Annotated in this window: 22 protein-coding genes and 1 pseudogene; 10 read left to right on the top strand and 13 right to left on the bottom strand. The window is 75.7% G+C overall.

Translation table 11 applies throughout. The features are described from left to right. The first annotated feature begins 15 nt into the window (after positions 1-15). From ACU616_RS23360 to ACU616_RS23345, 4 genes are all read left to right on the top strand, one after another. A complete protein-coding gene (locus ACU616_RS23360; protein WP_446760798.1) occupies positions 16-966 on the top strand; it encodes an NADP-dependent oxidoreductase in 951 nt (316 codons plus the stop codon). A gap of 631 nt (positions 967-1597) precedes the next feature. Further along, positions 1598-2500, top strand: a complete 903-nt coding sequence (locus ACU616_RS23355; protein ID WP_446760797.1) for a dioxygenase family protein — start codon at positions 1598-1600, stop codon at positions 2498-2500. Positions 2501-2524: 24 nt separating this feature from the next. Then, positions 2525-2824 carry a DUF2218 domain-containing protein gene (locus ACU616_RS23350; RefSeq protein ID WP_446760796.1) on the top strand — a complete coding sequence of 100 codons (300 nt, stop codon included), beginning with the start codon at positions 2525-2527 and terminating at the stop codon, positions 2822-2824. 671 nt (positions 2825-3495) lie between these two features. Next, a complete protein-coding gene (locus ACU616_RS23345; protein WP_446760795.1) occupies positions 3496-4053 on the top strand; it encodes a hypothetical protein in 558 nt (185 codons plus the stop codon). Between the two features lie 66 nt (positions 4054-4119). On the opposite strand, the gene ACU616_RS23340 is transcribed toward ACU616_RS23345, so the two are convergent. The 7 genes and pseudogenes from ACU616_RS23340 to ACU616_RS23310 form a co-directional block, all read right to left on the bottom strand. Next, the gene (locus ACU616_RS23340; RefSeq protein WP_446761519.1) at positions 4120-4515 is read right to left on the bottom strand and encodes a VOC family protein; all 396 of its coding nucleotides are present in this window, start codon (positions 4513-4515) and stop codon (positions 4120-4122) included. Between the two features lie 2 nt (positions 4516-4517). Beyond that, on the bottom strand, positions 4518-5720 hold the full coding sequence (locus ACU616_RS23335) for an alpha/beta hydrolase family protein (RefSeq protein WP_446760794.1): 1203 nt from the start codon (positions 5718-5720) through the stop codon (positions 4518-4520). A gap of 15 nt (positions 5721-5735) precedes the next feature. Continuing rightward, positions 5736-6719: a fumarylacetoacetate hydrolase family protein gene (locus ACU616_RS23330; protein ID WP_446760793.1), complete on the bottom strand. Its 984-nt coding sequence runs from the start codon at positions 6717-6719 to the stop codon at positions 5736-5738. Beyond that, positions 6719-7657, bottom strand: a complete 939-nt coding sequence (locus ACU616_RS23325) for a VOC family protein (RefSeq protein WP_446760792.1) — start codon at positions 7655-7657, stop codon at positions 6719-6721. The genes ACU616_RS23330 and ACU616_RS23325 overlap by 1 nt, the downstream gene beginning before the upstream one ends. An 86-nt stretch (positions 7658-7743) precedes the next feature. Further along, complete coding sequence (locus tag ACU616_RS23320; protein WP_446761518.1) at positions 7744-8718, bottom strand: FAD-dependent monooxygenase; 975 nt, start codon at positions 8716-8718, stop codon at positions 7744-7746. Between the two features lie 83 nt (positions 8719-8801). After that, a pseudogene (locus tag ACU616_RS23315) lies at positions 8802-8849 on the bottom strand (hypothetical protein); the annotation flags it as partial. Between the two features lie 35 nt (positions 8850-8884). Further along, positions 8885-9901: a cyclase family protein gene (locus ACU616_RS23310; RefSeq protein ID WP_446760791.1), complete on the bottom strand. Its 1017-nt coding sequence runs from the start codon at positions 9899-9901 to the stop codon at positions 8885-8887. Between the two features lie 86 nt (positions 9902-9987). On the opposite strand from ACU616_RS23310, the gene ACU616_RS23305 reads away from it, so the two are divergent. Beyond that, positions 9988-10908, top strand: a complete 921-nt coding sequence (locus tag ACU616_RS23305; RefSeq protein ID WP_446760790.1) for a LysR family transcriptional regulator — start codon at positions 9988-9990, stop codon at positions 10906-10908. Between the two features lie 153 nt (positions 10909-11061). On the opposite strand, the gene ACU616_RS23300 is transcribed toward ACU616_RS23305, so the two are convergent. Continuing rightward, entirely contained in the window at positions 11062-11757 is a 696-nt protein-coding gene (locus tag ACU616_RS23300) for a hypothetical protein (protein WP_446760789.1), read from the bottom strand. Positions 11758-11890: 133 nt separating this feature from the next. Between ACU616_RS23300 and ACU616_RS23295 the strand changes: the two genes are divergently transcribed. Beyond that, positions 11891-13372 (top strand): class I adenylate-forming enzyme family protein, encoded by a 1482-nt coding sequence (locus ACU616_RS23295; RefSeq protein ID WP_446760788.1) that lies wholly within the window; start codon positions 11891-11893, stop codon positions 13370-13372. Positions 13373-13404: 32 nt separating this feature from the next. Here the strand turns inward: ACU616_RS23295 and ACU616_RS23290 are convergent, their stop codons facing one another. Further along, complete coding sequence (locus ACU616_RS23290; protein ID WP_446760787.1) at positions 13405-16329, bottom strand: AfsR/SARP family transcriptional regulator; 2925 nt, start codon at positions 16327-16329, stop codon at positions 13405-13407. Positions 16330-16657: 328 nt separating this feature from the next. Between ACU616_RS23290 and ACU616_RS23285 the strand changes: the two genes are divergently transcribed. Then, a complete protein-coding gene (locus tag ACU616_RS23285; RefSeq protein ID WP_446760786.1) occupies positions 16658-18172 on the top strand; it encodes an FAD-binding protein in 1515 nt (504 codons plus the stop codon). Here ACU616_RS23285 and ACU616_RS23280 read toward each other — a convergent pair. Continuing rightward, on the bottom strand, positions 18105-18950 hold the full coding sequence (locus ACU616_RS23280; protein ID WP_446760785.1) for a hypothetical protein: 846 nt from the start codon (positions 18948-18950) through the stop codon (positions 18105-18107). The genes ACU616_RS23285 and ACU616_RS23280 overlap by 68 nt on opposite strands. A gap of 135 nt (positions 18951-19085) precedes the next feature. Here ACU616_RS23280 and ACU616_RS23275 point away from each other — a divergent pair, with 135 nt between their 5' ends. Together ACU616_RS23275 and ACU616_RS23270 are read left to right on the top strand one after the other, a co-directional pair. After that, positions 19086-20288, top strand: a complete 1203-nt coding sequence (locus tag ACU616_RS23275; protein WP_446760784.1) for a cation:proton antiporter — start codon at positions 19086-19088, stop codon at positions 20286-20288. Further along, entirely contained in the window at positions 20285-21142 is an 858-nt protein-coding gene (locus ACU616_RS23270; protein ID WP_446760783.1) for a DMT family transporter, read from the top strand. The genes ACU616_RS23275 and ACU616_RS23270 overlap by 4 nt, the downstream gene beginning before the upstream one ends. Before the next feature lie 148 nt (positions 21143-21290). On the opposite strand, the gene lysS is transcribed toward ACU616_RS23270, so the two are convergent. Together lysS and ACU616_RS23260 are read right to left on the bottom strand one after the other, a co-directional pair. Continuing rightward, positions 21291-24662: a lysine--tRNA ligase gene (gene lysS, locus ACU616_RS23265; RefSeq protein WP_446760782.1), complete on the bottom strand. Its 3372-nt coding sequence runs from the start codon at positions 24660-24662 to the stop codon at positions 21291-21293. Beyond that, the gene (locus tag ACU616_RS23260) at positions 24659-25018 is read right to left on the bottom strand and encodes a hypothetical protein (RefSeq protein ID WP_446760781.1); all 360 of its coding nucleotides are present in this window, start codon (positions 25016-25018) and stop codon (positions 24659-24661) included. Before ACU616_RS23260 ends, lysS begins: the two co-directional genes overlap by 4 nt. A 205-nt stretch (positions 25019-25223) precedes the next feature. On the opposite strand from ACU616_RS23260, the gene ACU616_RS23255 reads away from it, so the two are divergent. Beyond that, a complete protein-coding gene (locus tag ACU616_RS23255) occupies positions 25224-25988 on the top strand; it encodes a class I SAM-dependent methyltransferase (RefSeq protein ID WP_446760780.1) in 765 nt (254 codons plus the stop codon). Between the two features lie 602 nt (positions 25989-26590). On the opposite strand, the gene ACU616_RS23250 is transcribed toward ACU616_RS23255, so the two are convergent. Next, positions 26591-26812, bottom strand: a complete 222-nt coding sequence (locus tag ACU616_RS23250) for a hypothetical protein (RefSeq protein WP_446760779.1) — start codon at positions 26810-26812, stop codon at positions 26591-26593. Between the last annotated feature and the right edge of the window lie 47 nt (positions 26813-26859).

Below are 26859 nucleotides of genomic sequence, written 5' to 3'. Positions count from 1 at the left end.
CCAGGAGTTCCTGTCATGCGCGCACTGCACGTCCCCGCCGCCGGTGAGCAGCCCCAGCTCGGTGAGCTGCCCACTCCCCAGCCCGCCGAGGGCACGGTGCTGATCCGGGTGAAGGCCGCCGGTCTCAACCCCATCGACAACGCCGTCGCCGCCGGTTTCCTCACCCAGATGGGCCTGCCGCACGAGTACCCGGTGGTCATCGGCCGTGACGCCGCCGGCGTCGTGGAGGCCGTCGGCGCCGGGGTCGAGCACGTCGCCGTCGGTGACGAGGTGCTCGGCCACGTGCTGCTCGCGCCGCCGATCTCGGCCGGCACGCTGGCTGAGTACGCGGTCCTGCCGGCCGCGACGGTCACGCCCAAGCCCGCCGGGCTGGACTTCACCACCGCCGCGGCGATCCCGCTGGCCGGCGCGGCCGCGGTGCAGTCCATCGAGGCGATCGACCCGCAGCCCGGGCAGACGGTGCTGGTCAACGGCGCCTCCGGCGGTGTGGGTTCCTTCGCCGTGCAGCTGCTGGCCGCCCGCGGGGTCACCGTGGTGGCCACCGGCAGGCCCGCCGACACCGAGCGGCTGACCGCCCTGGGCGCCTCCCGGGTGATCGACCACACCGCCGGCCCGGTGGCCGAGCAGGTCCGCGCCGCCTATCCCGACGGCGTCGACGCCCTGGTCAGCCTGCACGGCATGGACCCCTCGGGCACTCCGATCGCGGCCGTGCGTGCCGGCGGCAAGGTCGCCGGTGTGGCGGCGGTGCCCGACGAGGCCACGCTGTCCGCCGCCGGGCTCACCGGCACCTCGGTGATGGCCACCCCCCTCAAGGAGGTCGTCGGCCCGCTGGCCGAGCAGGCCGCGGCCGGGGACCTGAAGGTCGCCGTCTCCGACGTGCTCTCCCTGCAGCAGGCCACCGAGGGCCTCGGCCGGCTGGCCACCGGCGGCGCCGGCGGCAAGCTCGTCGTCACCGTCGACAACTGAACACCCTCCCCGCCCGGGCGGGGTCGACGCGCCACGCCCCGACCCCGCCCGGCGGCGGCCCACACCGCCTCCGGCCGACCAACCCTCGGCCGCCCGTCTCTGACTCCGCCCGGCGCTGTCCATCACACGGCGCCCCGCCCACCCTCGAGGACGCCTCCGTGGCCGCGGTTCCCCGGTCGCAGGGACGTGCCCAAGCCCCGCGCCACTGTGGTGTCCGCACGGTGAGAACGCCCCGCTCGCCGTCTCCAGCGCCGTGGTCGGCGCGCCGCTCCCCTGCGACCGGGCGTCGACCGCGGCGTTGACCACGGCGCCTTCATCCCGCTCATGGCCACCGGGGCGCGCTGCCCATGGGAACGGCTGCCTCGGCCCCGACGGCACTGGTGGGGTCCGCGTGATCGGAGCTCTCGGCTGCCGGCCTTCTCCGGGGAGCGGCGTGCGACCGGTGTGTTCGCTTCCCCCGGTGTCGTCCTCGCGGTGGTCGCGGCAGCGGCGGCCGGGATGGAGTGGCAGCTGACGCGTGGGGACGGGGAGACCCGGGAGGCGGACACCGGCTCGCTGTTTCACTTGACGCAGCAAGTTATGTGCCGTACAGTTCCTTGCGAAGTCAAGCAAACGTCGTGAGGAGCCCCCCGTGACCGTGCTCGGTCCTGCTACGACCGCTGCTGCGGATGCCCGCATCCCGGCCGACCACCTCTTCGCCCAGCACCTGCGCCGGGTGGCGGCGTCTGAGCCGCACCGGGTGTGGACGCCGGCGGACGGCGCGCTGCCCAGCCTCTACCTGTCCCACGGTGGTGGGCCGATGCCGTTCTGGCGTCAGGACTGGGTGGACCCGCTGTACGGGTGGGCGCGGTCCCTGCCCAGGCCCACGGCGATCCTGGTGGTCTCGGCGCACTGGGAGTCCGCGCCGCTGTCGGTCAGCGCGACCCGGCCGGCCGAGCTGGTCTATGACTTCGGTGGCTTCGACCCGCTGTACTACACGTTCCGCTACGACACCCCCGACGCCGGTGAGCTCGCCCGCGACGTGGTCGGCCTGCTGCCCGACACCGAGCACGTGCACCAGCACGCCAGCCGCGGCCTGGACCACGGCTCCTGGGTGCCGTTGAAGATCATGTACCCGGAGGCCGACGTCCCGGTGCTGCAGCTGTCGCTGCCCACCGAGGACCCCGACCGGCTGCTGGCGCTCGGTGCGCGGCTGCGGCCGCTGCGCGAGCAGGGCGTGCTGGTCATCGGCTCGGGCCACATGACCCACGGCCTGCCGTTCCTCACCCGCGAGATGCTCACCGAGGACAAGGTGCCCGGCTGGTCGTCGGACTTCGACGGCTGGGCGGCCGACGCACTCGCCCGCGGCGACGTCGCCGAGCTGGCCCGCTACCGCTCGGTGGCGCCGGGCCTGCCCTACGCCCACCCCACCGTGGAGCACTTCACGCCGCTGTTCGTCGCCCTGGGGGCGGCCACCGACCCCACCGCGCCGGTGGTCACCGCCTTCGACGGCTACAGCTTCGGCCTCTCCAAGCGGTCCTTCCAGGCCGCCTGATCCCGCTGCACCCAGGAGAATGCGATGACCACCCTCACCTCGCGCGCCGACGTGCGCACCGACGCCCCGGCCCGCTACGCCAAGCAGCTGGTCTCCCACCTCGGCCGCAAGGCCACCTTCACCCAGGACGCCGACGGCGCGTGGGTCACGGTGGTGGGGGAGGCCCGCGGCCGGATCGTCGTCGGCGACGGCGTCCTCACCCTGCTCGTCGAGGCGCCTGACACCGAGACGCTGACACGGCTGGAGCAGGCGTTCGGCGGTCACCTCGAGCGGTTCGGCACGCGGGCCGAGCTGGCGGTCAGCTGGGAGCGCGTTCCCGCCTGAGGGAACAGCTGCACCGTCGTGGGCCGCCGGCCGGCGGCCCACCGCACCCTCGCCGAGAACTGATACCCGTTGTGAGCACCCGCGGCACCACCTGGCACGCCACCACCGTCGAGCCCGAGGTCTTCGACGCCCGGACGGCGTTCACCACCGACACGCTCGGCGCCACCCTGACCATGGAGTAGCTCCGCACGGCCGGGTCCTCGCCGCGGCGCCGCGGCGCCACCCTCATCGACAGCACCTCGACCGAGCGCGCCGCCTGCCTGCGTGAGTGGACCACGCCGGGCGACCCCGCCGAACAGCCCGGCCGGAGGTCGCTCGGCGTCCGGGCACGGCAGTCGCGACCGTGCGGCCTCGGCGACAGTCACGCTGAGCGACGTCCGTCGCGGTTCAGCGCCGTCCGGCTACTGGTCGAAGGCGTCACCGAGCATCTCGATGGCCTCGCGCGCGACGTCGGGGGAGACGTGGCCGGAGATGTCGCCGGTGACGGCGATCGAGGAGTGCCCGAGTACGTCCGACAGCGGTGCGCGGCTTGCTCGTCGGAGTGGGCCTGGTGCACGCGGGCGTGCTCGATGGATCTGCGCGATCGAGTGGTGGCCGCGGTCGATGCGGGGACGAAGCCTTCGCAGGCGGCGGCCCGATCCGGTGTCTCGGTGCGGACCGTGGAGCGGTGTGTGGCCCGCCGGCGAGCCACCGGCAGCCTGGCGACCGAGCAGCGGCACGGGTCGGTGCCGGAGAAGAAGGACCGTGTGCAGGCCCGGCTGCCGGGCCGCCTGCGGCAGGCCGCAGATGCGACCCTGGCTGAGCACGCCTTCACCGCCGAGGTCGGCGGTGAGGTGTCCCTGGCGACGATGTCGCGGGCGATCGCCACCCTGCCGGCCGATGACCCGGCGCAGGCGGTGACCCCGTCGGGGCGGCCGGGCCGGCCGTTGAAGGGAAGAGCCTGCTGCACCCGGGCCAGACGGTGGTGGTGGACGACGCCGGCGCACAAGCCCGACCGGATCCGCGCGCCGGTCGAGGCCGCCGGCTGCCTGCTGGTGTTCCTGCCGGCCTACTCGCTGGCCTCTTCGCCGGTCGAGGAGGCCGCCAGCTTGCTCGAGACCCTCATCCGGGCGGCCGCCGCCCGCAGCCGGGCGGCCCTCGACGCGGCGATCGCCGTCGCACTGGCGGCGGTCACCGCCGCCGACGCCGCTGATTGCTTCGCCGGCTACCCGATCCGACGAGCAGCCTGATCACCGCTGTGAGACCGGCGGAGCCGACCACCGTGGCGGGTCGTCCAGCACCGGGACGGGGTCCGGTCAGTTGATGACGTGCAGCTGGTCCATCCACAGGACCTCCCAGGCGTTGCCGTCGGGGTCGGTGAAGCCGCCGGTGTAGCGCGCGTCTCCCTCTCGTGGGGGCAGCCCTGGCCGTCCGCCGGCGGCGACGGCCTTCGCGACGAGGTCGTCGACCGCTGCGCGGCTGTCCACGGTCAGGCAGTGCACGGCCGTCGCCCCGCGCGAGGGGTCCCCCGCTCCGCTGGGCACGAGGTCGGCGAAGCGGTCCCGGGTGTGCAGGACGAGTGCGACGTCGTCGTCCAGGACGATCGAGGCGGTCTCCTCGTCGGAGGAGTGCTCCTCGATCCGGAAGCCGAGTGCCTCGTAGAACGCCCGCCCCGTCGGCAGGTCGCGCACCGGGAGCTTGATGAACAGCATGCTCACGACGACGCCCCCGTCCGGGAGGACCGGCTCGCCAGCTCGGCGAAGGTGTCGGCCACCCAGTCGGCGATGAAGGTGCTCACGAGGGGCAGGTGGTCCAGGCCGATGTGCTCGGTGGCCCCCTCCGCGGGCGTGAACACCCGCAGCTCCCGCTTGGGGGAGTTCACGGCCTGGTCGTGGGAGCGGTGGGCCATCTCCACCGGGATCTGCCGGTCGTTGGCGCCGTGCGCGACGAGGAACGGCACGGTGATCCGCTCGACGACGCCCTCGAGGGTCACCTGGTCGGCGAAGTCGAGGAAGGCGTCGAAGTCGTTCTCGTCACCCTCCTGCCCCCACACCCACAGCACGTGCTCCCAGTAGTGCGGCACCGGCCGCTCGCCCTCGCGCTGCCGGCGACGGCGCTGCACCGCACCCCAGTCGTGGTTGGCGCCCCACGCCACGCACAGCGCGAACCGCTTCTCGAACGCCGCCGCCCGCGGGGCGTAGTAGCCGCCCAGCGACCAGCCGACGATGCCGATCCGGTCGCCGTCGACGTCGGGGCGCGCCTGCAGGAAGTCGACGGCCGCCGCACCCCACGCCTCGGAGTCGATGCGCGCGGTCAGCCCCTGCAGCCGCAGCGCCTCGCCTGTGCCGGGCTGGTCGAGCATCAGGCAGGAGATGCCGCGTGCGGCGAGCTCCTCCCAGTGGTTCGAGCTGTACATGTGCTCCTTGGTGGAGTCCAGCCCGTTGACCAGCACCATCACCGGCACCGGGCCGTCGTCGGCGGCCGGGGCCTGGGAGAAGTAGGCCGGCAGCGTCGTCCCCTCGTAGGGGACCTCCACCCGCGACACGCGCGGGCTGTGCGTCTCGAACGCCTTCTGCGCGATCTCCAGCATCCGCCGGTAGGTGGGCACCCGGTCGGGGTCGGAGGAGGCGAGCATCCGCTCGGCCTGGGCCAGGTAGTTCGACGCGCGGAACCACAGCTGCCCGGCGGTGCGCCCGTGCCCGGCCTTCTCCGCCGCCTCGGCCTGGCCGACGAGCTGGTCGGTCAGCGCGGTCCAGGCGCGCAGGAAGTCCGGCGTCCCGGCGTCCTCGCCGGCGTTCGCGGCGTCCTTGATCGGCCGGCAGGCGCGGTCGACCTCGTCGATGAGGCCGCCGGAGTTCAGCGTGGCGACCACGCTGAGGTTCCAGGTGTAGGGGCCGGTGGGGAAGTACTCGAACAACGGGGTTCCTCTCGATCAGGCGGTGCGCGTGCGGGTGCGCGGACGCGGGCGCGCGGCGCGGACCGGGGGCAGCTCGGCACCCTCGACGACGCGGTTGCGGATGGTGCCGATGCCCTCGACGGTCATCTCGACGACGTCGCCGGGCCGCAGGGGCGGGGGAGCGGCCTCGCCCCGGCGGCCCCACAGCTCGGCCAGGCAGCCGCCGTTGCCGCAGGTGCCCGAGCCGAGCACGTCCCCGGCGCGGACCTCGGTGCCGCGGGAGGCGTAGGCGATCAGCTCCTCGAACGGCCAGCCCATGTTGCTCAGCAGGTCCTGGCCGATCTGGGTGCCGTTGACGCCGACCCGCATGTCGAGGGCCAGGAAGCCCTCGGCGTCGCGGTAGGGCTCCAGCTCGTCGGCGGTCACCAGCCACGGTCCCAGCGTGGTGGCGGAGTCCTTGCCCTTGGCCGGGCCGAGGCTGACCCGCATCTCGCGGGCCTGCAGGTCGCGCGCCGACCAGTCGTTGAGCACCGTGTAGCCGAAGACGTGCTCGCGGGCCTGTTCCGGCGTCAGCGAGGCGCCGTCCCGCCCGACCACGACGGCGACCTCGAGCTCGAAGTCGAACCGCTGGGAGCCCGGCGGCACCGGGACGTCGTCGTGCGCGCCGACGAGGGCGTAGGGGTTGGTGAAGTAGAACGTCGGCGCCTGGTACCACTCCTCGACCACGCCGGCGACGCCGTCGATCGCCTTGCGCACGCCCTCGACGTGCTCCTCGAAGGCGACGAAGTCGCGCACGGTGGGCGCCTGCAGCGGCGGCAGCAGCCGCACGGACTCCACCGGCACGGCCGGGCCGCGCAGCGCCGCCTCCCCGGCCTCCCGTGCGGCCGGCAGCCCGGCGCGCACCAGGTCGAGCACCGTCGTCCCCGCCGGGAGCGCGTGCAGCCCGGCAGCGCCGTCGGGGAGATCGCTCACGACACCGGCGGAGACGACCCCGCCGGTCTCCCAGGTGGCGAACCGCATCAGACCGGAGGGGCCACGAACAGGCCCGTGTCGGGGTCGTTGAACGACTTCTTGGCCACGAACTCGTTCATCTGGTTCGCGGTGCCCCACTGGTCGGAGACCTCGGGGTCGGTGAAGTCGTAGAGGTGGGGGTGCCAGGTGTCCTCGTCGATCTGCTCCAGTTCGGTCGTGTACTCCATCGTGTTGCCGTTGGGGTCGAGGAAGTAGCTGAAGGTGTTGTTGCCGGCCTTGTGGCGGCCCGGGCCCCAGATCTTCTCCACGCCGGCGCGCAGCAGCCGGCCGGTGCCGCGCATGTACTCGTCGATGCCGCGCAGCTCGAAGCTGGCGTGGTGCAGCGAGGGGTGCGGGCAGCGGGCGATGGCCATGCTGTGGTGCCACGAGTTCACCCGCATGAACCACATCATCTCGCCCATGTGCGGGTGCACCAGGGTGTCGGACAGGGCGAAGGCCAGGTGCTTCTCGTAGAACGCGCGGGTGCCCTCGGGGTCGGCGGAGTTGATCACCACGTGCGACAGGCGCACCGGGATCGACTCGCCCTCCTCGATCGGGCGGTGCTGCCGGACGGCGACGTCGGCGCTGATCTCCACGGTGCGGCCCTCGTTGTCGAAGAACCGGAAGCCGTAGCCGCCGCCTGGGGTCTGCAGGTCGGTGGGCTCGTGCACCAGCGTCACGCCGTCGGCGGCGACCTGCTGGGCCAGCGTGTCGACGTCAGCCGGCGTCGCGACACCGAACGAGATGAGGTCGATCCGCTTGTCGGCCGACTCGCGCAGCCGGACGACGTACTGCTCCGGGCTGCCCTCGGCGGCCAGGAACGTCAGGCCGGTGTCACTGTGCTCGGCCGTCAGCCCCCAGGTGTTGGTGTAGAAGTCGAGCTGGCCCTCGTAGTCGGGCACGGCCAGGTCGACGTGCCGCAGGTGGGTGATCAGTCGCTGGGTCACGGTCTCTCCAGTGGTGGGGTGCGGGACGGCCCTCCTGCAGGGGCCCGGCGCGAGCTCGCGAGCGTCGGGGAGCAGGAGGGTCCTTCTCAGGCCGGGTCGCTGACGAGGACGGCGACGCTGCGCATCAGGCCGGGGACGTCACCCTGCTCGTGGTCGAGCAGCCACCGGCCGAGCTGGTTGGAGGCCTCGACGACGGCCCGGGCGCGGTCGACGCGGCGGGCGTGGAAGGCGTCCCACAGGTCGTCGTCGAGCGCGTCGCGGGTGAGCAGCAGGTCGCTCAGGACGGCGGCGTCCTCCAGGGCCTGCGCGCCGCCCTGGGCGATGGTGGGCGGGCAGGAGTGCGACGCGTCGCCGATCAGCACCACGCGACCGCGGTTCCACGGCGCGGGCAGCAGGTGGGTCTCGAACCAGGTGTAGTTCACCCGGGACGGGTCGGTGAGCTGCTCGCGGATCTCGTCCCACGGCCCGTGGTAGGCGGTGGCGAGCTCCTTCATCGTCGCCAGCCGCTCCGCCGGCGTCATCGCGAACCGGTCCTGCGCGTCCTCGACGATGTAGGCGTAGAGGGAGTCCTCACCGGTCGGGCAGTAGCCGGCGATGTAGGAGGGTCCGCCGTAGTACAGGTCGGTGCGGGTGACGCTCGCCGGCCGAGGGCCGGAGCAGCGCCAGATGCCCATCCCGGTCGGTCGGGTCTCGAGGTCGATCCCGAGGGCCTGCCGGACGGCGGACCGCACGCCGTCGGCGCCCACCACCAGGTCGTGACGGCCGGTCGAGCCGTCGGTGAACGTGACGTCGACGCCTGCGTCGTCCTGGCGCAGATCGGTGAAGGTGACGCCGTATCGCAGCTTGACGCCGACCTCGGCGGCGCGGTCGTGCAGGATCCCGGCCAGCTCCGGCCGCGACATGCCCATGACCGCGGGGTAGTCCGGGCCACCCGTCCTGGCGTCGGGGACCTCGAAGACGACCGTCCCGTGCGGGTCCGGCGCCCGGATGCCGGTGACGTCGAAGGAGTACCCGCGCTGCCGCGCCTCGTCCCAGACGCCGAGCCGGTCGAGCTCGCGCAGGGCGTTGCCCTGCAGGGTGATGCCCGAGCCGAGGGCGGTGACCTCGGCCTGATCTCGACCAGGTCGACGGCGACGCCGGCCTGGGCCAGCCGGATGGCGGTGGCGGTACCGGCCAGGCCGCTGCCGATCACCAGGACGCTGCCCACTGCGCTCACGGGGTGCTCCCTCACTTGACGGCGATGGGGTTGACCGGGGCGCCGACGGCGCCGGTCACGGGCAGCGGAGCGGCGGTGAGGGAGAACTCCCACACCCCGTCGTCGGCGCAGTCGGCGGCGAGGGCGTCGAGGTCCCACAGCTCGCCGAGGAACAGGCCGATGTGCGGGATGGCGACCTGGTGCAGCGGCTGGAAGGCGACGTCGAACTCGTTGGGCCGCACCTCGAAGCCCCAGGTGTCGGTCGCGACCCCGGCGATCTCGGTGGCGTGCAGCCAGTCGGCGGTGGTGAAGCTCAGGCCGGGGGCGGGGCCGCCGGCGTAGTCGCCCCACCCGGTGCCCGCGGCGAGCGAGCGGCGGGCGCGGGTCAGCTGGCCGGTGCGCACGCACAGCAGGTCGCCGCGGCCGACCCGGGCGGTCCCGCCCTGCGCGGCGATGGTCGCCTCGAGGTGGGCGGGGGTGATGGCGAACCCGTCGGGCAGCTCGCCAGGTGTGCCGAACTGCTCGCCGATCGCGCGGCCGACGTCGAGGAGCACGCCGCGGCCGGCCATGCGGTCGGCGACGGTCTCGATGCCGGTGACGGCGTCGCCGAGGCTGGTGACGACGTCACCGGCGCGGCGGCCGTTCCACGCGTCGCCGTGGTCGAAGATGTGGCCCAGGCCGTCCCACTGGGTGGAGGCCTGCAGCGGCATCGCGATGACGTCGTCGGCGCCGCCGATGCCGTGCGGGAAGCCCTGCACGCCGCGCTCGGCGTCGGTGCCGGTGTCGAGCATCGTGTGCACCGGGTTGGTGCGCCGCCGCCAGCCCTTCTGCGGGCCGTCGGCGTCGAAGCGCTGCGACAGCGAGAAGGTCACCCCGCGGCGGACCAGCCGCGCACCCTCGACCCGCTTGTCCTCGGTGAGGAAGTTCAGCGTGCCCAGCACGTCCTCGGCGCCCCAGCGGCCCCAGTTCGAGCAGCGCTTCGCCGCAGCGGCGATGGCGCCCTCGGGATCGGTGGGATCGAGCGCGGGGACGTCGGTGGTGCGGGTCACGTCTCCACACTCGGGGTCGGACGCCCATCAGGGAAGCACCAATGAGTGATGACGGTCATCGATGTCGCCGATAGCCTCGCGCCACCATGAACCTGGCCAACCTGGACCTGAACCTGGTGGTCTCCCTCAACGCCCTGCTCGAGCAGCGCAGCGTCACCCGGGCGGCCCAACAGCTCGGGCTGAGCCAGCCGGCCCTGTCCGCGTCCCTCGCCCGGCTGCGCCGCCACTTCGGTGACGAGCTGCTGTCCCGGGTGGGGAACGGCTACCGGTTGACCCCGCTGGCCGCGCAGCTCGGGCCGCGGGTGCGGCTCGCCCTCGACGGCCTGGAGCGGGTGTTCACCGCGCAGCCGGAGTTCGACCCGGCCGGGTCCACGCGGGAGTACTCCGTGCGGATCAGCGACTACGGCTGCGCGGTCCTCGGAGACGCCTTGGCGCGACTGATGGCCGAGGAGGCCCCACGCGCCCGGTTGCGGCTGGCACACAACACGCCCGAGGCGGTGGACCAGGCGGCGCAGACGTTGCTGAACACCGACCTCATCGTGCTGCCGCACGGTTTCATCAGCGACCTCCCGCACGTCGATCTGCACCGCGACCGCTGGGTGCTCCTGGTCTCGGCCGACAACGACGAGGTCGGGGAGTCGCTGACCGTCGACCAGTTGACGACGATGCCCTGGGTCGCGACCTACCACGGCCCGACCGCCTCGACGCCGGCCGCGCGACAACTGCGCATGCTCGGCGTGGAACCGCGGGTCAGCGTGGTCACCGAGAGCTTCCTGACCGTGCCCGGGCTGGTCGCCGGCAGCGGCCGCATAGGCCTGCTGCAGGAACGGCTGGTACAGCTCCTCCCGGTGGACGTCGGCGTCCGCGCACTGCCGCCGCCGTTCGAGCTCGGTCCGCTGGTCGAGGCGATGTGGTGGCACCCGGTGTACGACCACGACCCGGAGCACGAGTTCTTCCGGGACCTGGTCGTACGGGCCGCTCGCCGAGCGACTGAGCCGGTCGGCTGACGCGAACTCGACGCCGGCGCGGATGTCGACCTGGGCCACCTCGCGGCCGTCGGCTGGAGGCCAGGCGTCGCGGGTTCCGACCGTGCCGGCCCGACAGCCGGTGGCTGACCGTCGGTCCGGCGAGATGCTGCCAGCGGCCGGGAACGCCTCGCGTCATCTCCCACTGGGTGGGAGCGTCGTCGGCGCGAGTTGCCCGCCGATGCCGCGGGCGGCGACCTGCAGCGTGCTGACGTAGCGCTGCCGCTGGGCACCCAGCCGGGGGAGGACCACCCCCAGGGCGGCCAGCACCTGGGGTTCTCCGTCGTCGGGCCCTGCCGGCGCTGCGGCGACGATCGGCACGGCCACCGAGGACATGCCCGGCCTGCGGGTGCCGCCGCACGGGGTCAGCACGGACTCCCACTCCGGCCGGAAGGGGATGCCCTTACGCACCAGCGCGGCGTTCTGGCCGGGCCCGTCGTAGGTCACGGCGTCCCACCCGCGCGCCCGCGCCTGCGCGGGGCCCGGGGTCCACGCGTCGGCCACCGACCCGTCGCTGCCGTCGGTGACGACGAGGGTGCGGCGCGGCTCGTCCGCCGGCCTGGAGCGGAACAGGTGGCCGGGCAGCGTGGTGTCCACGGAGGGGATCGACAGGCGCTCGGCGGCGACGTCGCCGACGGCGTCGGTGAGGTCGACGAAGCGGTCCCAGGCGTCGCGGTGCCGCTCCCGGAGCGCGGTGAACTGCCCGGTGGCGTCGGCCTGGTCGGCGCCACCGACCAGTGGGTCGAGGCCCGCAGCCGGCGCGGTGCGCCGGTGCCCCGCGGTCTCGGCGGCCTCGCCTGCGGGGCGAGCCGTTCGGCGGTGGCGCTCCACTGCTGCACCCAGGCGCGCCGGTCGCCGTGGGGGATCCGGTCGACGGTGGTCAGGACCTCGCCCTGGCGCGGGGTTGGAGCGGGCGGGTCGACGCTGACCGCACCGACCGCCCGCCGACACCGAGGGGACGACCGTGGACGTCTACGTGCAGGACCTGGTCGACGTGCTGCAGCGGAGCGGGCACCGCCCCGTCCTGCGGTACGCCGGCAGCGACACCCCGGCCTCCGGCCTGCTGGCCGCCGCCTCCCGGTACGCCCGGGCACTGCGGTCCCTCGGCGTCGGCCCGGGAGACCTGGTCGCGCTGTTCGCCCCGAACCGGCCCGAGGCCCTCGCGGTCCGCTACGGCGCGCACCTGGCCGGGGCCGCGGTGGCCTTCCTCCCCGCGCCGCCCGACGCCGGCCGCAGGGCCCGGCTCGTCGCCCAGGTCGACCCGCGGCTGCTCGTCGTCTTCCCGGAGACCGCCGGCCTGGTGCCCGACGGGGTGGCGGCGCCGGTCACGACGGTCGGCGCGGTGCCCGGGGGAGCGCTGCGGCTCGACGCGCTCGCCGCCGGTCTCGACGACGGCCCACCGCCGTGCGGCGCCCGCCCGGGTGACCTCGCGGTGGTGATCCCCTCCGGCGGCACCACCGGGGTGCCCAAGTGCAGCCGGCGGGACTTCGCGACCTACACCGCGATGGTCGCCGGCCCCGCCCGCACCGACCGCCGGCAGCTGGCGAACGGCTCGCTGGCCCACCTCACCCAGGTGCTGGTCGACCAGACCCTGCTCGGCGGTGGCACCGTGGTGCTGCAGGACCACTACGACGGCGCGGCCACGCTGGCGGCCGTCGAGAGCGAGCGCATCACCGACCTCTTCCTCGTCGAGCCGCAGCTGTTCGACCTCATGGACCGGCCCGAGGTGGCGCGGCACGACCTCGGCTCCCTGCAGACGATCACCCACGTCGGCGCCCTGGCCCCGCCGGTGCTGCGCAGGCGGGCCCGCGCGCGGCTCGGCCCGGTGGTCGCCCACACCTACGGCGCCAGCGAGGTCGGCATCGTCAGCGCGCTGTCGGCCGCCGAGCACGACCGGCCCTCGCGCTTCTCCTGCACCGGGCACGTGCTCCCGGGGGTGCAGGTCCGCTTCCGCCGGCCCGACGGGACGCTCGACCCGTGGGCGGGGACGGTGGAGGTCCGGTCGGCGGGGATGGCGGCGGGCTACCGCAACCGGCCGGTCGAGGAGTCGGCGGCCTTCGTCGACGGCTGGTACCGCACCGGCGACCTCGGCTCCCTCGACGAGGAGGGGATGCTGCGCGTCCTGGGCCGTGCCGCCGACATGATCACTCCGGGGACGGTGGTGCCGGTCGACCTGCAGGAGACGCTCTGCCGCCGGCCCTCGGTGCGCTACGCCGTCGTCGTCCCCGATGCCGCTCGCGGCGTGCGGGTCGTGGCCGCCGAGGCGTGGCCGGGCGGGGAGGTCGACGTCGCGTCCTGCCGGGCGGCGGTCACCGCCGTGCACGGCCGGGAGGTCGCGGCCACGGTGCAGCTGCTGCCGGTCGAGCGGGTGCCGCTGACCGAGCAGGGCAAGCCCGACCGGGCGGCCCTCCGCGCGACGGCCGCCGCCCTGGGCGTGCCCGCCTGAGCCGGGGCCGGGGCAGGAGTCCGCGCGCGCGGTCAGGCGGTCTCGGCCACCGTGCGGGGCGGGTCGACGACGTCGGCCAGGGTGAGCCGGGCGCCGTCGACGCGGGCCCGCTCCGCGGCGCCCGGGTCGAGGGCGGCGGTGACCTCCCGCAGCACGTCCGGTGTCGCCTCGAACGCCGGCCAGCCCAGCCCGTTGCGCCCCGCCTGCGTGCGGGCCGCGGACAGCAGCCGGACCGCCTCCTGCGGCCGGCCGGCCATCGCCGTGGCCACGCCCCGCAGCTCCAGGGCCACCGGCCCGTCGGAGGTGCCGAGCACCAGCCGGTGGGCGATCATCCGGTCCGACCAGGACAGGGCCGTGGCCGCGTCGCCGGAGCGGAGCGCGGCGACGACGCCCATCCCCGCCACCAGCAGCGCGACGTGCACGTTGCCCAGGGTCAGCGCCCGCCGGTGCAGGGCGGGCAGCCACCCGCCCGGGAGGACGCCGGAGCCGCTGTCGACGAGGGTGGCGCAGGTCTGCGCCAGCAGGTCGAGGTCGGCGTCCCCGCTCCCGGCCCGCGCCGCCGCCGCCACGGCGGCGGCCACGGCCCGCGCCGGCTCCAGCGCACCGGCCACCACCAGGGCGTGGGCGAGCAGCGTCTGGACCTCGGCCACGGTGCGCGACCGCGCCCCGGGGCCGCCCTCGAGCAGCCCGGTGGCGACGGTGAGGTGGGCGGCGGCGAGGTCGTCCTGACCGCCGGCGGAGAGGTGGTGGGCGAGGGTCAGCCGCACGAGCGCCGCCGACACCGGGTCGGCGAGGTGCTCGGCCTCCAGCGCCCGCTCGGCCCACGTCCGGCCCTCGATGGTCTTGCTGCGGAAGCACCAGAAGGTGCCCAGCCGGCCGGCCAGCCGCACCCCCTCGGCGGAGGGCGCCTCCACGAGCAGGTGCTGCAGCGTGGCGCGCAGGGTGGGCAGGTCGTCGTCGAGGGCGTCGAACCACGCGCTCTCCGCCACGCGGCCCAGCGGCGGCTTGGCCACGGTCAGCGCGCTCGTCCACCCGTCGCGCCGGCGGCGCAGCGCGGCGGCGTCCGCCCCGGCCACGTGCGCGGCGTGCCCGCGCACCGTCGCGAGCTGGACGAACCGCGAGGGGCCGCCCGGCCGCGCCGGCCCGAGCGGCACCAGCAGCGAGCGGTGCACCAGCCGGGCGACGAGGTCGGCGGTGACCGTGCCCGGCCGCGGCTCCGCCCCGGGACCGCCGAGGACGGCGCCGGCGACGGCCACGGTGAACGGGCCGGGCAGGACCGAGGCGGCGCGGTGCAGCTCCGCCTCGTCGTCGGGCAGCAGCGCGACACTCTGCTCGACGGCGGCGCGCACGGTGCGGTGGTGGTCGCTGCCGCGTCCGGGCCGGGCCAGCGAGCCCGGGTCGGCCGTGACCTGGTGGGCGATCTCGTCGAGGCTGAAGGCCCGCGCCCGGGCCGCGGCCAGTTCCAGGGCCAGCGGCACGCCGTCGACCGCGGTCGCGATCTGCACCACCGCGCTGAGCAGGCCGAGGTCTTCGCGGTCGGCGCCGGCGGCGGCCAGCCGGTCGAGCAGCAGCGCCACCGCGGGGGAGGAGGTGACGTCGTCGTCGCCCTCGGGGAGGGGCAGCGGGCCGAGCCGGTGCAGCCGCTCGCCGGCGACCCCGAGCGGCTCGCGGCTGGTGGCCAGCACGGTGAGCGCGCCGGAGCCGGCGAGCCAGTCGTCGACGAGGTCGGCCACCGGGTCGAGGACCTGCTCGCAGTTGTCGAGGACGAGCAGCGCCCGCCGGTCGCGCAGCGAGGCCCGCAGCGCATCGGCGGGCCGGTCGGTGTCAGCGGGGGCGAACCCCAGCGCGGACACCACGGTGCACAGGACGGTGACGGCGTCACCGGCCGCGGTGAGGTCGACGAACCACACGCCGTCGGGGAACCGGTCGGCGACCGCGCGTGCCACCTCGATGGCCAGCCGGGTCTTCCCGCACCCGGCCGCCCCGACCAGGCTGACCAGCCGAGCGCTGGTCACCAGGCCGGTAAGCTCGGCCAACTCCCGCTCACGCCCCACCAGCGACGCGGTGCGGTGGGGGAGGTGCGCCGGCCGGGGCGCGGCGGTCCCCTCCGGGGGCCCGCGCCGCGGCGAGGGGACCGGCGGCCCGGCGCGGGCGGCTGCCGGCGGGCCGGCCAGCGTCGGGTCCTCGGCGAGGATCCGCCCGTGCAGCTCGCGCAGCTCCGGTCCCGGCTCCAGCCCGAGCTCCTCGCGCAGCACCGCGCGGACCTGCTGGTAGCTGCGCAGCGCCTCCTCCGGCCGGCCCAGGCGGTGCTGCGCGAGCATGCGCAGGCTCCACAGCCGCTCGCGCAGCGGCGTCTCGGCGACGGCGGCGCCCACCTCGAGCAGCGCCCGCTCCGGGGCGCCGCCGGCCAGCAGCGCCTCGGCCAGGAGTTCGCGCACCTGGTCGCGCAGCTCCTGCAACCGGGCGACCGCGGCCGTCGCCCACGGCTCGTCGGCCACCGTCGGGTAGGGCCGCCCGCGCCACAGCGCCAGGGCCCGCTCCGCGGCGCGGGCGGCCTCGTGCGGGCGGCCGGCCTTCAGCAGTGCCCGCGCGTCGGCGGCCAGCCCGGGAAACAGCCGCGAGTCGATGGTGCCGGGGTCGGCGACCAGCCGGTAGCCGCCCGGCTCGCGCACCAGCACCGCCGAGGGGACGCCCGGCCGCCGGCCGGGCTCCAGCACCTTGCGCAGCCGCCAGACGTGCGAGTCCAGCGTCGACGGCGAACGGGCCGGGGAGTCCGCACCCCACACGGCCTCGGTGAGCGCGTCGACGCTGACCTGCCGGCCCGCGTCGAGCAGCAGCAGGGACAGGGCCGCGGCGAGGCGCGCGCCGCCGAGGGCGACCGGCTCCCCACCGCGGGAGACCTCGAGCGGGCCCAGGTCCCGGAAGGACAGCACGTCGGCCGGAGCGTCGCCGCCCACGATGGACCCCCTCGCGTGCCACCCCCGTGCCCGCGACGACGGGGCCGGCCCCGTCCCGGAGGAGCGGGCGGGGGCACGTGGCCACCGTCGGTGACGCTGCAGCGTCGGACCACTGCGTACCGCATGTGGCGCTGTCCCGGTAGGGGTCCGGACACGGGCGGGTGCCCGGGTTGGAGCCCGCTTGGAGCGCCCGGCCGGAGGGTCCTCCGACCGGCCCCGCGCGGGGGCCCGGACCGCAGGGGGAGCCGTGACGAGCGTGCGAGGGACCAGGGGGGACACCGGGGGACGGGACGGAGGGCGGCGGGGGCTGTCGCGGCGCGGGTTCCTGATGGGGACCGGGACGGCGGCCGCCGGGGTCGCGGCCGGGTCGGTCGTCGGCGCGCTCCCGGCCGTCGCCGCTCCGCAGCCGGAGGCGGGCGGCGGGCCGGTCCCCGCCGTCGAGGTCCGCCCCGGTGACCCGCGCTACCCGGCGCTGGTCACGGGGTTCAACCAGCGGTTCACCGGCACCCCCGCGGCGGTGGTCGTGGTGACCACCCAGGAGCAGTGCGTGGCGGCGGTGCGCGCCGCGGTCGCCGCCGGCCGGCGGGTCACCGTCCGGGCCGGTGGCCACTGCTACGAGGGCTTCGTCACCGACAACCCCGGCGGCGTGGTCCTCGACGTCTCGGGGATGCGCGCGGTCACCCGCACCGACGACGGCATCCGGCTGGAGAGCGGCTGCACCAACTGGGACGTCTACGAGCTGCTGTACAAGAGCTCCGGCGTCACGCTGCCCGCGGGGTCCTGCTACTCGGTGGGACTGGGCGGGCACGTCGTCGGCGGCGGCTACGGGCTGATGTCCCGCGAGCACGGGCTGACCGTCGACCACCTGTCCGCCGTCGACGTGGTGGTGGTGGACGCCGACCTCTCCGTGCGGTTGGTGACCGCGCGCCCCGACGACCCGGAGACCGGGGACCTGTTCTGGGCGCACACCGGTGGCGGGGGCGGCACCTTCGGCGTCGTCGTCGCCTACACCTTCCACGACCTGCCGGCGCCTCCGCCGACCGTCCAGCTCGCCACCACCACCTGGCAGTGGAGCGCCCTCGACGCGACGTCGTTCGCCACCCTGCTGGGCAACTACGGCGGCTGGCTGGCCGCCAACAGCGCGCCGGACAGCCCCGGACGCCGGCTGTTCGGCCTGCTCAAGCTCTCCCACGTCTCCGCCGGCACGATCACGCTGGTCACCCAGGCCTCCGGCGAGGACCCCGCGCTGCTCGACGGGTTCCTCGCCGCGCTCGACGCCGGCATGCCCGCGGCCGCGCTGCCCACCACCACGCGGCGCACCATGCCGTGGCTGCAGGCCACCCAGACGCTCAACGGCTCGGGCCCCAACCAGCGGGGCAAGTACAAGTCGGCCTACCTGCGCCGGCCCTTCCCGGAGTCCCACGTCGCCGCGCTGCACGCCGCGCTGACCGACCCCTCCTACAGCAACCCCCAGGCGCTGGTGCAGGTCGACACCTACGGCGGGCAGGTGAACGCCGTCGCTCCCGGCGACACGGCCGTGTCGCAGCGGTCGTCGATCATGAAGCTGCAGTACCAGACATACTGGACCGACCCCGCTGAGGACGAGGTGCACCTCGGCTGGATCCGCCGCTGCTACGCCTCGGTCTACGCCGCCACCGGCGGGGAGCCGGCGCGCGACGACGTCACCGACGGCTGCTACGTCAACTACCCCGACGTCGACCTGCGGGACTGGCCGACCCTCTACTTCGGGCCGGACTACGGGCGCCTGCAGGAGGTCAAGGGCCGCTGGGACCCCACCGACCAGTTCCACCACGCCCAGTCGGTCCGCCTGCCGGGCCGCTGACCGGGCTCCGGTCACCGGGTGGGGCGGGAGCCGGTGGCGGCGGGACGGCGGCGAACAGGTCGACCAGGGCGTCCCAGCGGTTGCGCCGGCCCGGCGGGAACCGGAGCAGCGACCGGGCGTGGTGAGCGCTGCCCTCGGGATAGCGCCACCGCGCCCACGGCGACACCGGCCGCGCCAGCCGGACCGCGCCGACGAGGGCCACGAACGGCACGAACACGCCCACGACGCCGAGGACCACCCGGCCCTTGAGGACGGCGACGAGGGCAGTGGTGACGTGCAGCAGCACGGTCAGCGCGAGCAGGCCCTCGCCCTGGGCGTCGTCGGTGTCGAAGGGGTTGGCGCCGACGAGCAGCATGACGCCGACGACGAGCGCGATCAGCACCGCGTCCACCGAACTGCGGCCCTCGCGCGACCAGTAGACGTCCTCCAGGTGCAGCCACAGCGCGAACTCGTCGAGGGTCAGCGCGGCGCCGGTGCCGAACAGCACGGCGAGCAGGGCGCCGCCGGCGCCGTCCGGGCGCCAGGTGAACTCCGCCGTGCCGGTGCCCAGCAGCAGGAAGATGCCGTAGACCTCGTGGTGCACGTGCACGCCGCCGACGCTGGCGTCCCGGAACGGCCCGCGGCCGGTGCGGATGGCGTGCGTGACGAAGCGGGTGACGAGGAAGGCCACGAGGAAGCCGAGGACCAGCCAGGCGACCAGCTCGCGGCGGCCGCTGAGCACGGGCAGCAGCTCCGGGTCCAGGCCCGCACCCAGCAGGTCCCTCCGCTCGGGGTCCACGTCGCCTCCTCGCGTCCGGCACGTCCTGCGATCGTGCCGTCCCCGCCGCCGCCGCGGAGAACGCGCAGGTGTGCCTTCCACCGCGCACCGGGACCGGCGAGGATCGCTGCGCGCGCCGGGCGAGGGGAGGACTGGGTGGACGACGTCCTGTCGATCGACACCCTGGCCGCCGTCGCTGCCGTCTCGCTGCTGGCGGCCGTCGTCGTCGGGCTGTTCCCCCGCCTGCTGGTGCCCCAGGTGGTGCTGCTCCTGGCCGGCGGGATGGTCCTCGGCCCGCACGTCCTCGACGTCGGGGCGGCGGCGGACGTGCGGGTGCTCGCCGACGTGGGGCTCGGCTTCGTCTTCCTGCTCGCCGGCTACGAGCTGGACCCCCGGTTGTTCCGCGAGGACGCCGGCCGGCGGGCGGTCCTGGCGTGGTCGGTCTCGCTGGGGCTGGCGCTGGGGGTGGTGGGGGTCCTGGCGGCCACGGGCGTGGTCCGGGCCTTCCTCCCGGTGGCGCTCGGGCTGACCACCACCGCGCTCGGCACGCTGCTGCCCGTCCTGCGGGAGAAGGGCCTGCTCGGTGGCCGGCTCGGGCGGTACCTGCTGGCCACCGGTGGCGTCGGCGAGCTGTTCCCCGTCCTCGCCATCGCGGTGTTCCTGGGCAGCCAGGGGCGGCTGGCCGCGCTCGTCTCGCTGGCCGCGGTCGCCGTCCTGGCCGTGGTGCTCGGCCTGCTGCGCCGCAGCATCCGGGAGGGCGGCCGGCTGGCCGCCGTGGTCAGGGCGGGGCAGGACGAGACCGCGCAGATCACCCTGCGCGCCACGGTGCTGCTGCTGATCGCGCTCATCGCGGTCACCGACCAGTTCCACCTCGACGCGGTGCTCGGCGCCTTCCTCGCCGGCGTCGTGCTGCGGCAGTGGGTCGGCGCCGCCGCGCCGCAGCTGGAGGCCAAGCTCGACGCGGTCGGGTACGGCTTCTTCGTCCCCGTCTTCTTCGTCTCCTCCGGCATGGCGCTGGACCTCGCCTCGATCGCCGACGCCCCGCTGCGGCTGCTGCTGTTCTTCGTGCTCATGCTGGCGGTCCGGGGCGGCCCCGCCCTGCTGCTCTACCGCCGCGTGCTCCCGGTGCGGCAGCGGGTGCAGACCGCGCTGGTGAGTGCGACGGCGCTGCCCGTGCTGGTGGCGCTGGCCGAGATCGGCGTGCGCAGCGGCACGATGCTGCCGGAGAACGCCGCCGCGCTGGTCGGCGCGGGCGTGCTGACCGTGCTGCTGTTCCCCGCGCTGGTCGTCGCGCTGGACCGGCGGCCGGCCGTGGCGGCGCCGGTGCGGGCAGCGGGAGGCCCGGCGGGCAGCGGGTGAGCGCGGCCGCGGCCGGGCTGGCGCTGCTGGCCGCGGCCCTGTTCGCGCTCGCCTCGGCGGTCCAGCAGCGGACCGCGGCGGCGGTGCCGGAGGGCGCGGGCGGGGGCCTGCGCCTGGCCCTCACCCTGGCCCGGTCACCGCGGTGGTGGGCCGGCACCGTCGCCGACACCGGCGGCTACGCGGCGCAGGCCGCCGCCCTCGGCCTCGGGTCGCTGCTGCTCGTGCAGCCGCTCCTGGTCACGACGGTGCTCTTCGCGCTCCCGCTCGGCGCCCGGTGGGCCGGGCGGCGGCTGGGCCGCGCCGACTGGGTGTGGGCCGCGGTCCTCGTCGTGGCGCTGGCCGCGTTCGTCGTCACCGGGGAGCCGACCGCCGGGGACGACGCGGCCGGCTGGCGGACGTGGCTGCCGGTCTGGGCCGTCCTCGGCGCGGTCGGGGGCGCGTGCCTGCTCGGCGCGGCGCTGCGGCGGGGCACGCCGCGCGCGGTCCTGCTCGCGCTCACCACGGGCCTGGCCTACGGGCTGGCCGCGGCGCTCACCAAGGGGGTGGTGGACCTGCTCGGCGACGGCGTGGTCGCGGTGCTGACCTCGTGGAGCACCTGGCTGCTGGCGGCGGCGCTGCTCGGCGGGACCGCCGTCCAGCAGGCGGCGTTCCAGGCCGGCCCGCTCGGCGCCTCGCTGCCCGCGGCCACGGTCGGCGAGCCGGTGGTCGGCGCGGCGCTCGGCATCGCCGTGCTCGGCGAGCGGCTGCGCGCGGGCGGGACGGAGTGGCTGCTGGTGGCGGTGCTGGTCGCCGCCATGGTCGCGGCCACGGTGGCGCTCGCCCGCTCCGCCGCGGCGCACGGCGCGGTCCCGTAGGGCTCAGCCGACCGGCGCCGGGGCGCGGCGGCACGACGACCAGGTGCACGACGTCGGCGGTGCCGCACACCGGCGGCCCGGCCGCCGCCACCGCCCGCTGGACCGCGGCGGGGGAGCCGGGACCGCACGGCGCCCGCTCCCGGCCGCCTCACGCCGCCGCCCGGCCCGGCGGGTCCGGAGGCGCCGGCACGCCACCGACGGCGCGGGGCACGAGCAGCGGCCCGAGGCCGGGGACGGCGAGGAAGCCCTCGGCGCCGGCGTAGCGCAGCCCCACCCGCGGGAGGTCCGCGCGCCGGCGGACGGCGAGGACGCGCGGGAGCCACTCGGGATCGAAGCGCTCGTTGAAGTCGCGCAGCGAGCGGATCTGGAAGAAGGGGTTGAGCACGCCGACCGCCCAGCGGGCCGCGCGCTGGGCGGGGGTGAACTCGACGTCGTCGGCGAACAGCCGCCCCCACACGGCGAAGTTCATCGACAGCCGCGCCACGCCCCGGGCGCCCAGGGCGGCGGCGGTCCGGGCGATGAGGAACTCCGTCATCCCGTTCGGGGCGTCCGGGTCGTGCCGCATCAGGTCCAGCGTGTAGCCGAAGGACGGGCCGTAGGCCGGCACCAGCCGCAGGAAGCCGCCGGGCACGCCGCGCTCGTCGAGGGCCACGCAGAGGAGGAACTGCGGGTCCGCGCCGGCGCCGCGCACGTCCTGGGACAGCGTCATCGTGAACCCGCGCTCGGGTGCCTTCCCCCGCCAGCGGGCGCTGATCGCGTTGAGCTGGTCGACCAGCGCCGGCGGGGCGTCGGCCTCGGCGAGCAGCCGGAACCGGTGGGTGCGGCCGACCCGCCGCACGGCCGCCCGCAGGCCCTTGTGCGCGGACCCCTCGAGCAGCGGCCGGCGGCAGTCGATCACCGCCTCGTCGCCGAGGTACACCGAGGTGAACCCGCGGGAGGCGTACAGCGGCATGCTCGCCTCGCGGACCGCCAGCAGCGCCGGCGTCCACGCGCGCTCGTCGCACAGGTCGAGGAACTCGTCGAGGACCCGCACGACCGACTCCCGCGCCCCCACGGGGTCCCCGGACACCAGCGCGTACCCGCCCAGGTAGGTGTAGGCGAGGAACGCCTCGCCGTCGCGGGAGAAGAAGAAGCTCTTGTCGTCGCGCAGCGAGAAGTAGGCCAGCGTGTCCCAGCCGTAGGTGTGCACCAGGCGCGAGGCGTGCTTCCAGTCCTCTCCGGTGTGCGGCCGGCGGACGGCCAGCGGCCGCAGCAGCAGGACGCCGAGCACGACGAGCCCGGCGACGCCGAGGGCGAGGAGCGCGTCGGGGAGGAACCGGGCGAGGAACGCCGAGCGGTAGGTGTAGGGCCCGTCGAGGCCGACCAGCCCGCCGAGCACCGTCTCCAGCGCGCCGCCGGGGGTGAGGGCCGGCTCGACGCGGGCGCGCTCGGCCCACAGCGTGGTCAGGCCGAAGAGCAGGACGCCGGCCAGGTACAGCGGCAGGGCGTGCAGCAGCCGCAGTAGCGACGGCGGGTCGCCGGGTGCGCGGAACGCCGGGCGGGCGGCCACCAGCGCGGCCACCATCGCGACGCACAGCGCCACCGCGACCGGGTGCGGCCCCTTGACCGCGTGCGCGACCGCCCCGACCGCGAACAGCGCGACGACCAGCTGCCACGCGCGGCGCTTGCGCCGGGCGAGCTGCCGCGCGAGCAGAAGGAGCAGCAACCCGATCACGACGGAGGCCACCGAGCCGGCGACGGGCACCCAGAGCGGGTCGACGTCGACCACACCGCCGCCGATGCGGTCGTGCACCACCGGCAGGCGGACGGCGAGCTGCAGCACGCCGCACAGCGCGGTCAGCGCCGACAGCAGCGCGACGGTGCGCGGGCGCACCCGCGCGCGGGCCGGCGGCGCGGGCACGGGGTGTGCCGACGGCGCGAGGTCGGGGAGTGCGGTCACCGGGCCGCCGTCGGCCGGGAGCGGCGTGGGGGTGACCAGCGGCCGCGGGGCGCCGCCGGGGCCGCCGCCGGGCGGCGGTCCCGACTCCGGCCGCAGGGTGGGGAAGAGGATGACCTCGCGGATCGAGTCGACGCTCGCCAGCAGCATGACCAGCCGGTCGATCCCGATGCCGAGGCCGCCGGTGCACGGCATGCCGCGCTCCAGCGCACGCACGTAGTCCAGGTCGACGTCGCCGGCCTCGGGGTCCCCGTGCTCCTTGGCACGCGCCTCGGCCTCGAAGGCGGCCAGCTGCTCGACGGCGTCGTTCTGCTCGGAGTAGGCGTTGCACAGCTCGAAGCCGGCGACGATCAGCTCGAAGCGCTCGACGTAGGCGGGGTCGTCGCGGTGGGTGCGGGCCAGCGGGGAGACCTCGCGCGGGTAGTCGACGCAGAAGACCGGCCCGACGACGTCGTGCTGCACGCGCTCGTCGTAGACCTCCTTCATCAGCCGGCCGGGGCCCCACCCGGCCTCGTAGGGGAGGCCGAGCCGGTCGAGCACGGCGCGGGCCTCCTCCACCGGCATCGCCGGGTGCATCACCGCGCCGGTGACGTCGGCGATCATGTCGGCGAAGCGCCGGCGCGGCCACGGCGTCGCGCCCAGGTCGACCGCCTGCCCGGCGTGGTGGACGACGAGGTCCTCGCCGAGCGCGGCCCGGGCGGCGGCGGTGACCATGCCCTCGACCAGGTCCATCACGTCGGTGTAGTCGGCGAAGGCCTGGTAGGCCTCGAGCATCGTGAACTCGGGGTTGTGGCGGGTGTCGATGCCCTCGTTGCGGAACACCCGGCCGATCTCGAAGACCCGCTCCATGCCCCCGACGATCAGCCGCTTGAGGTGCAGCTCCAGCGCGATGCGCAGGTAGAGGTCCAGGTCCAGCGCGTTGTGGTGGGTGACGAACGGGCGCGCGCTGGCGCCGCCCTGGGTGCTCTGCAGCACCGGCCCCTCGACCTCGGTGAAGCCGCGGTCCTCCAGGTGCCGGCGGATGGCGCGCACGGCGGTGTGCCGGATCCGGAAGACCTCGCGGGTCCGCTCGTTGACCTCCAGGTCGGTGTAGCGCTGCCGGTAGCGCGTCTCGACGTCGGGCAGGCCGTGGTGGGCGTCCGGCGGCGGGAGCAGCGCCTTGCCGAGGACGGCGAACTCCTCGACGCACACCGACAGCTCACCGCGCCGGGTGGTGATCACGGTGCCCTCGGCGCCGAGCCAGTCCCCGCGGTCGACGTCGTCGAACTCGGCGTGCCGGTCGGCGCCGAGCACGGAGCTGTCGACGAACAGCTGGACGGTGCCCGTGCGGTCGCGCAGCGTGGCGAAGGTCAGGTGGCCCTGCCGGCGGACGAGCTCGAGCCGGCCGGCGATCCGCACCCGGTCGGCCGTCCGCTGGTCCGGCGCCAGGCCCGCGTACCGGTCCTGCAGGCCCGCGGCGGTGGCGTCGGTCGGGTAGCGGTAGGGGAGCGCCCGGCGCTCGTGCAGCGCCTGGAGCTTGCGCAGCCGGTGCGCGCGCTGGTCGGCCGCCGTCCCGGTCCCCGGCGGCTGCCCCGGCGTGGTCACCGGGTCCCGGCCCCGGCCGACACCCGGTCCGCCAGGACCCGGTGCAGGCGCGGGTGGACGGCGGCCGCCCGGACCTGCTGCCCGAGGCCGGCGCAGTGCCCGCCGGCCCGCAGCGAGGCGGCGCGGGCACCGGCCCGGTCGCCGGCCGCCGTCGCCGCGGCCGCCGCGTCCTCGGCCGCGGCGGCGGCCCCCGCCCAGGTGGCGTGCCAGCGGTCGCGGTCGGGCCGGTCCACGTGGGAGGCCGCGGCCGTCGCCTCGCCCAGGTCGGCGGCGGACACCACGGCCATCGACGGCGTCCGGGCGAGCCGGCCGTCGAGGTCCTCGTCGCAGAAGTGGAGGCGCGGGGGCCGGGCCATCGGTGTCCTCCCTGGTGCGAGCGGTGTCGCGATCGGGACCGTGCCGGTCCCGCCTCCAACCCGGCTCCAACGGGCGAGGCGTCGGGCGAGGCGCCGCACGGCCACGTCCCCGTGCACCGGCCCTCGACACGGACGAACAGCCGCGACACCCACCCTCGACCAGGACGGTGCAGCCTGGGGAGACGACACCACAGGAGGTGCTGCCGTGGTCCGACCGGCGGACTTCTACACCGGCATCGTCGCCGACCTCTACCACCTGTTGAAGTCGGTGTCCCCGGATCCGGAGCCCTACGCGCGGTTCATCCGGCGGCACGGTGAGCCGGCCCTCGAGCTGGGGTGCGGGGACGGTGAGCCGTTGCTGGACCTGCGTCGGCGGGGCTTGGCGGTCCAGGGCGTCGACTCGTCGGCGGACATGCTGCAGCGCTGCCGTCGCGCGGCCGCGCGGGCCGGGCTCGACGTCGTCCTGCACCACCAGCGGATGGAGGCGCTGGCCCTGCCCGAGCGCTACCGGTCGATCTTCCTGGCGGGCCCGACCTTCACCCTCCTGCCGGACGACGAGGCCGCGCTCCTGGCGCTGCGGGCGATCCGTGCCCACCTCGCGGCCGGTGGTGCCGCGCTCGTCCCGCTGTTCGTCCCCGCGCCCACTCCCGAGCACTCGTGGCGGCAGGTCCGTGAGGTCCGCGCGGAGGACGGTGCGCTCCTGCGGTTCTCGGTCGTGTCGGAGGAACGCGACGAGAGCAACCGGACGCAGCGGGCCGTGCTGCGCTACGAGCGGCACACCGCCGGCGAGAGCACGGTCGTCGACCGGACCTGGACGCTGCACTGGCACACCCAGGCCGGCTTCCGCGACCTCGCGGCGGCCGCCGGGCTGCGGACGGCAGCGGTCCGCGACGGGACGGGGCGGCGTGTCCGTGCCGACGCCTCGTCCTTCGCCTTCGTCCTGGAGCGCGGCGGCGGAGGCACCCCGTGACCGAGGGCAGTGCCGTGTCGTCGGCCGAGCGCGGTCCTCGTGCCGTCACCCACGTCCGGTGAGCGCCTCCGGCCGCCGGCGACAGGCCATCGGGCGAGCGGGCGCCGTGTCGGCTCTGCGGGAGTGTCGGGACCAGTCGTCCGGTCAGCCGTCGAACTGCTGGCCTCATCCCGGGTGTCCCGCTGCTCGCTGGTGCCGGGTGTCCGGCACCGACGGCCCGCGACCGGACGTGCACGAGGTCGTGAGCCGGCGGGGCCGGGGCAGCGGGTCACTCCTCCCCGGCCTCCGCCGTGCAGCGCGTCCGGCCGTGGCCGGCCGGCCCGGGCTCACACCTGGGCCGCGTGCGTCACCCACAGCTGCGGGGTGACGGGCACCCGCCCGACCGGCGGCGTGGATCCGGGCACGACGCCGAGATCGTCGCTGCGACCACTATCGGGGTCCGTGCGAGGTCGTTCGCCGCAGTCCGCCGTCGTTCGTGTGCCGCTCGACCTGCGTGGACGAGCACCAGCGGACGTACGCGGACCCGCGGCCGACGGCTGGGCGTCAAGGGGTCGCGTCCTCGGGCTGCCTCCTGTGAGTGGACGTCTGCGTGACCGCAGCCGTCAGGCGTCCGCGAGCTCATGGGGAGCCTCGCCCACGGGTGAGCGTCGGCCCGTGTCGCTGCGGTGGTTCGCGGCGAACGTCACGAGGCCGAGGACGACCATGGCGGCCCCCACGAGGGGCAGCAGCCGGTAGTCGTCGTCCAGGTCGAGTGCGGCGCCTCCGGCGGCTGAGCCGAGCGCGATGCCGGCGGCGAACGCGGCCGAGACGAGTGCGGGGACCATCGAGCTGCCACGGCGCCCTCGGCCGGGTCTACGGTGCCCCTCTGCCG

It is taken from the genome of Geodermatophilus sp. URMC 62 (genome assembly GCF_052931475.1).
This window is presented reverse-complemented; position numbering and strand designations above follow the sequence as displayed.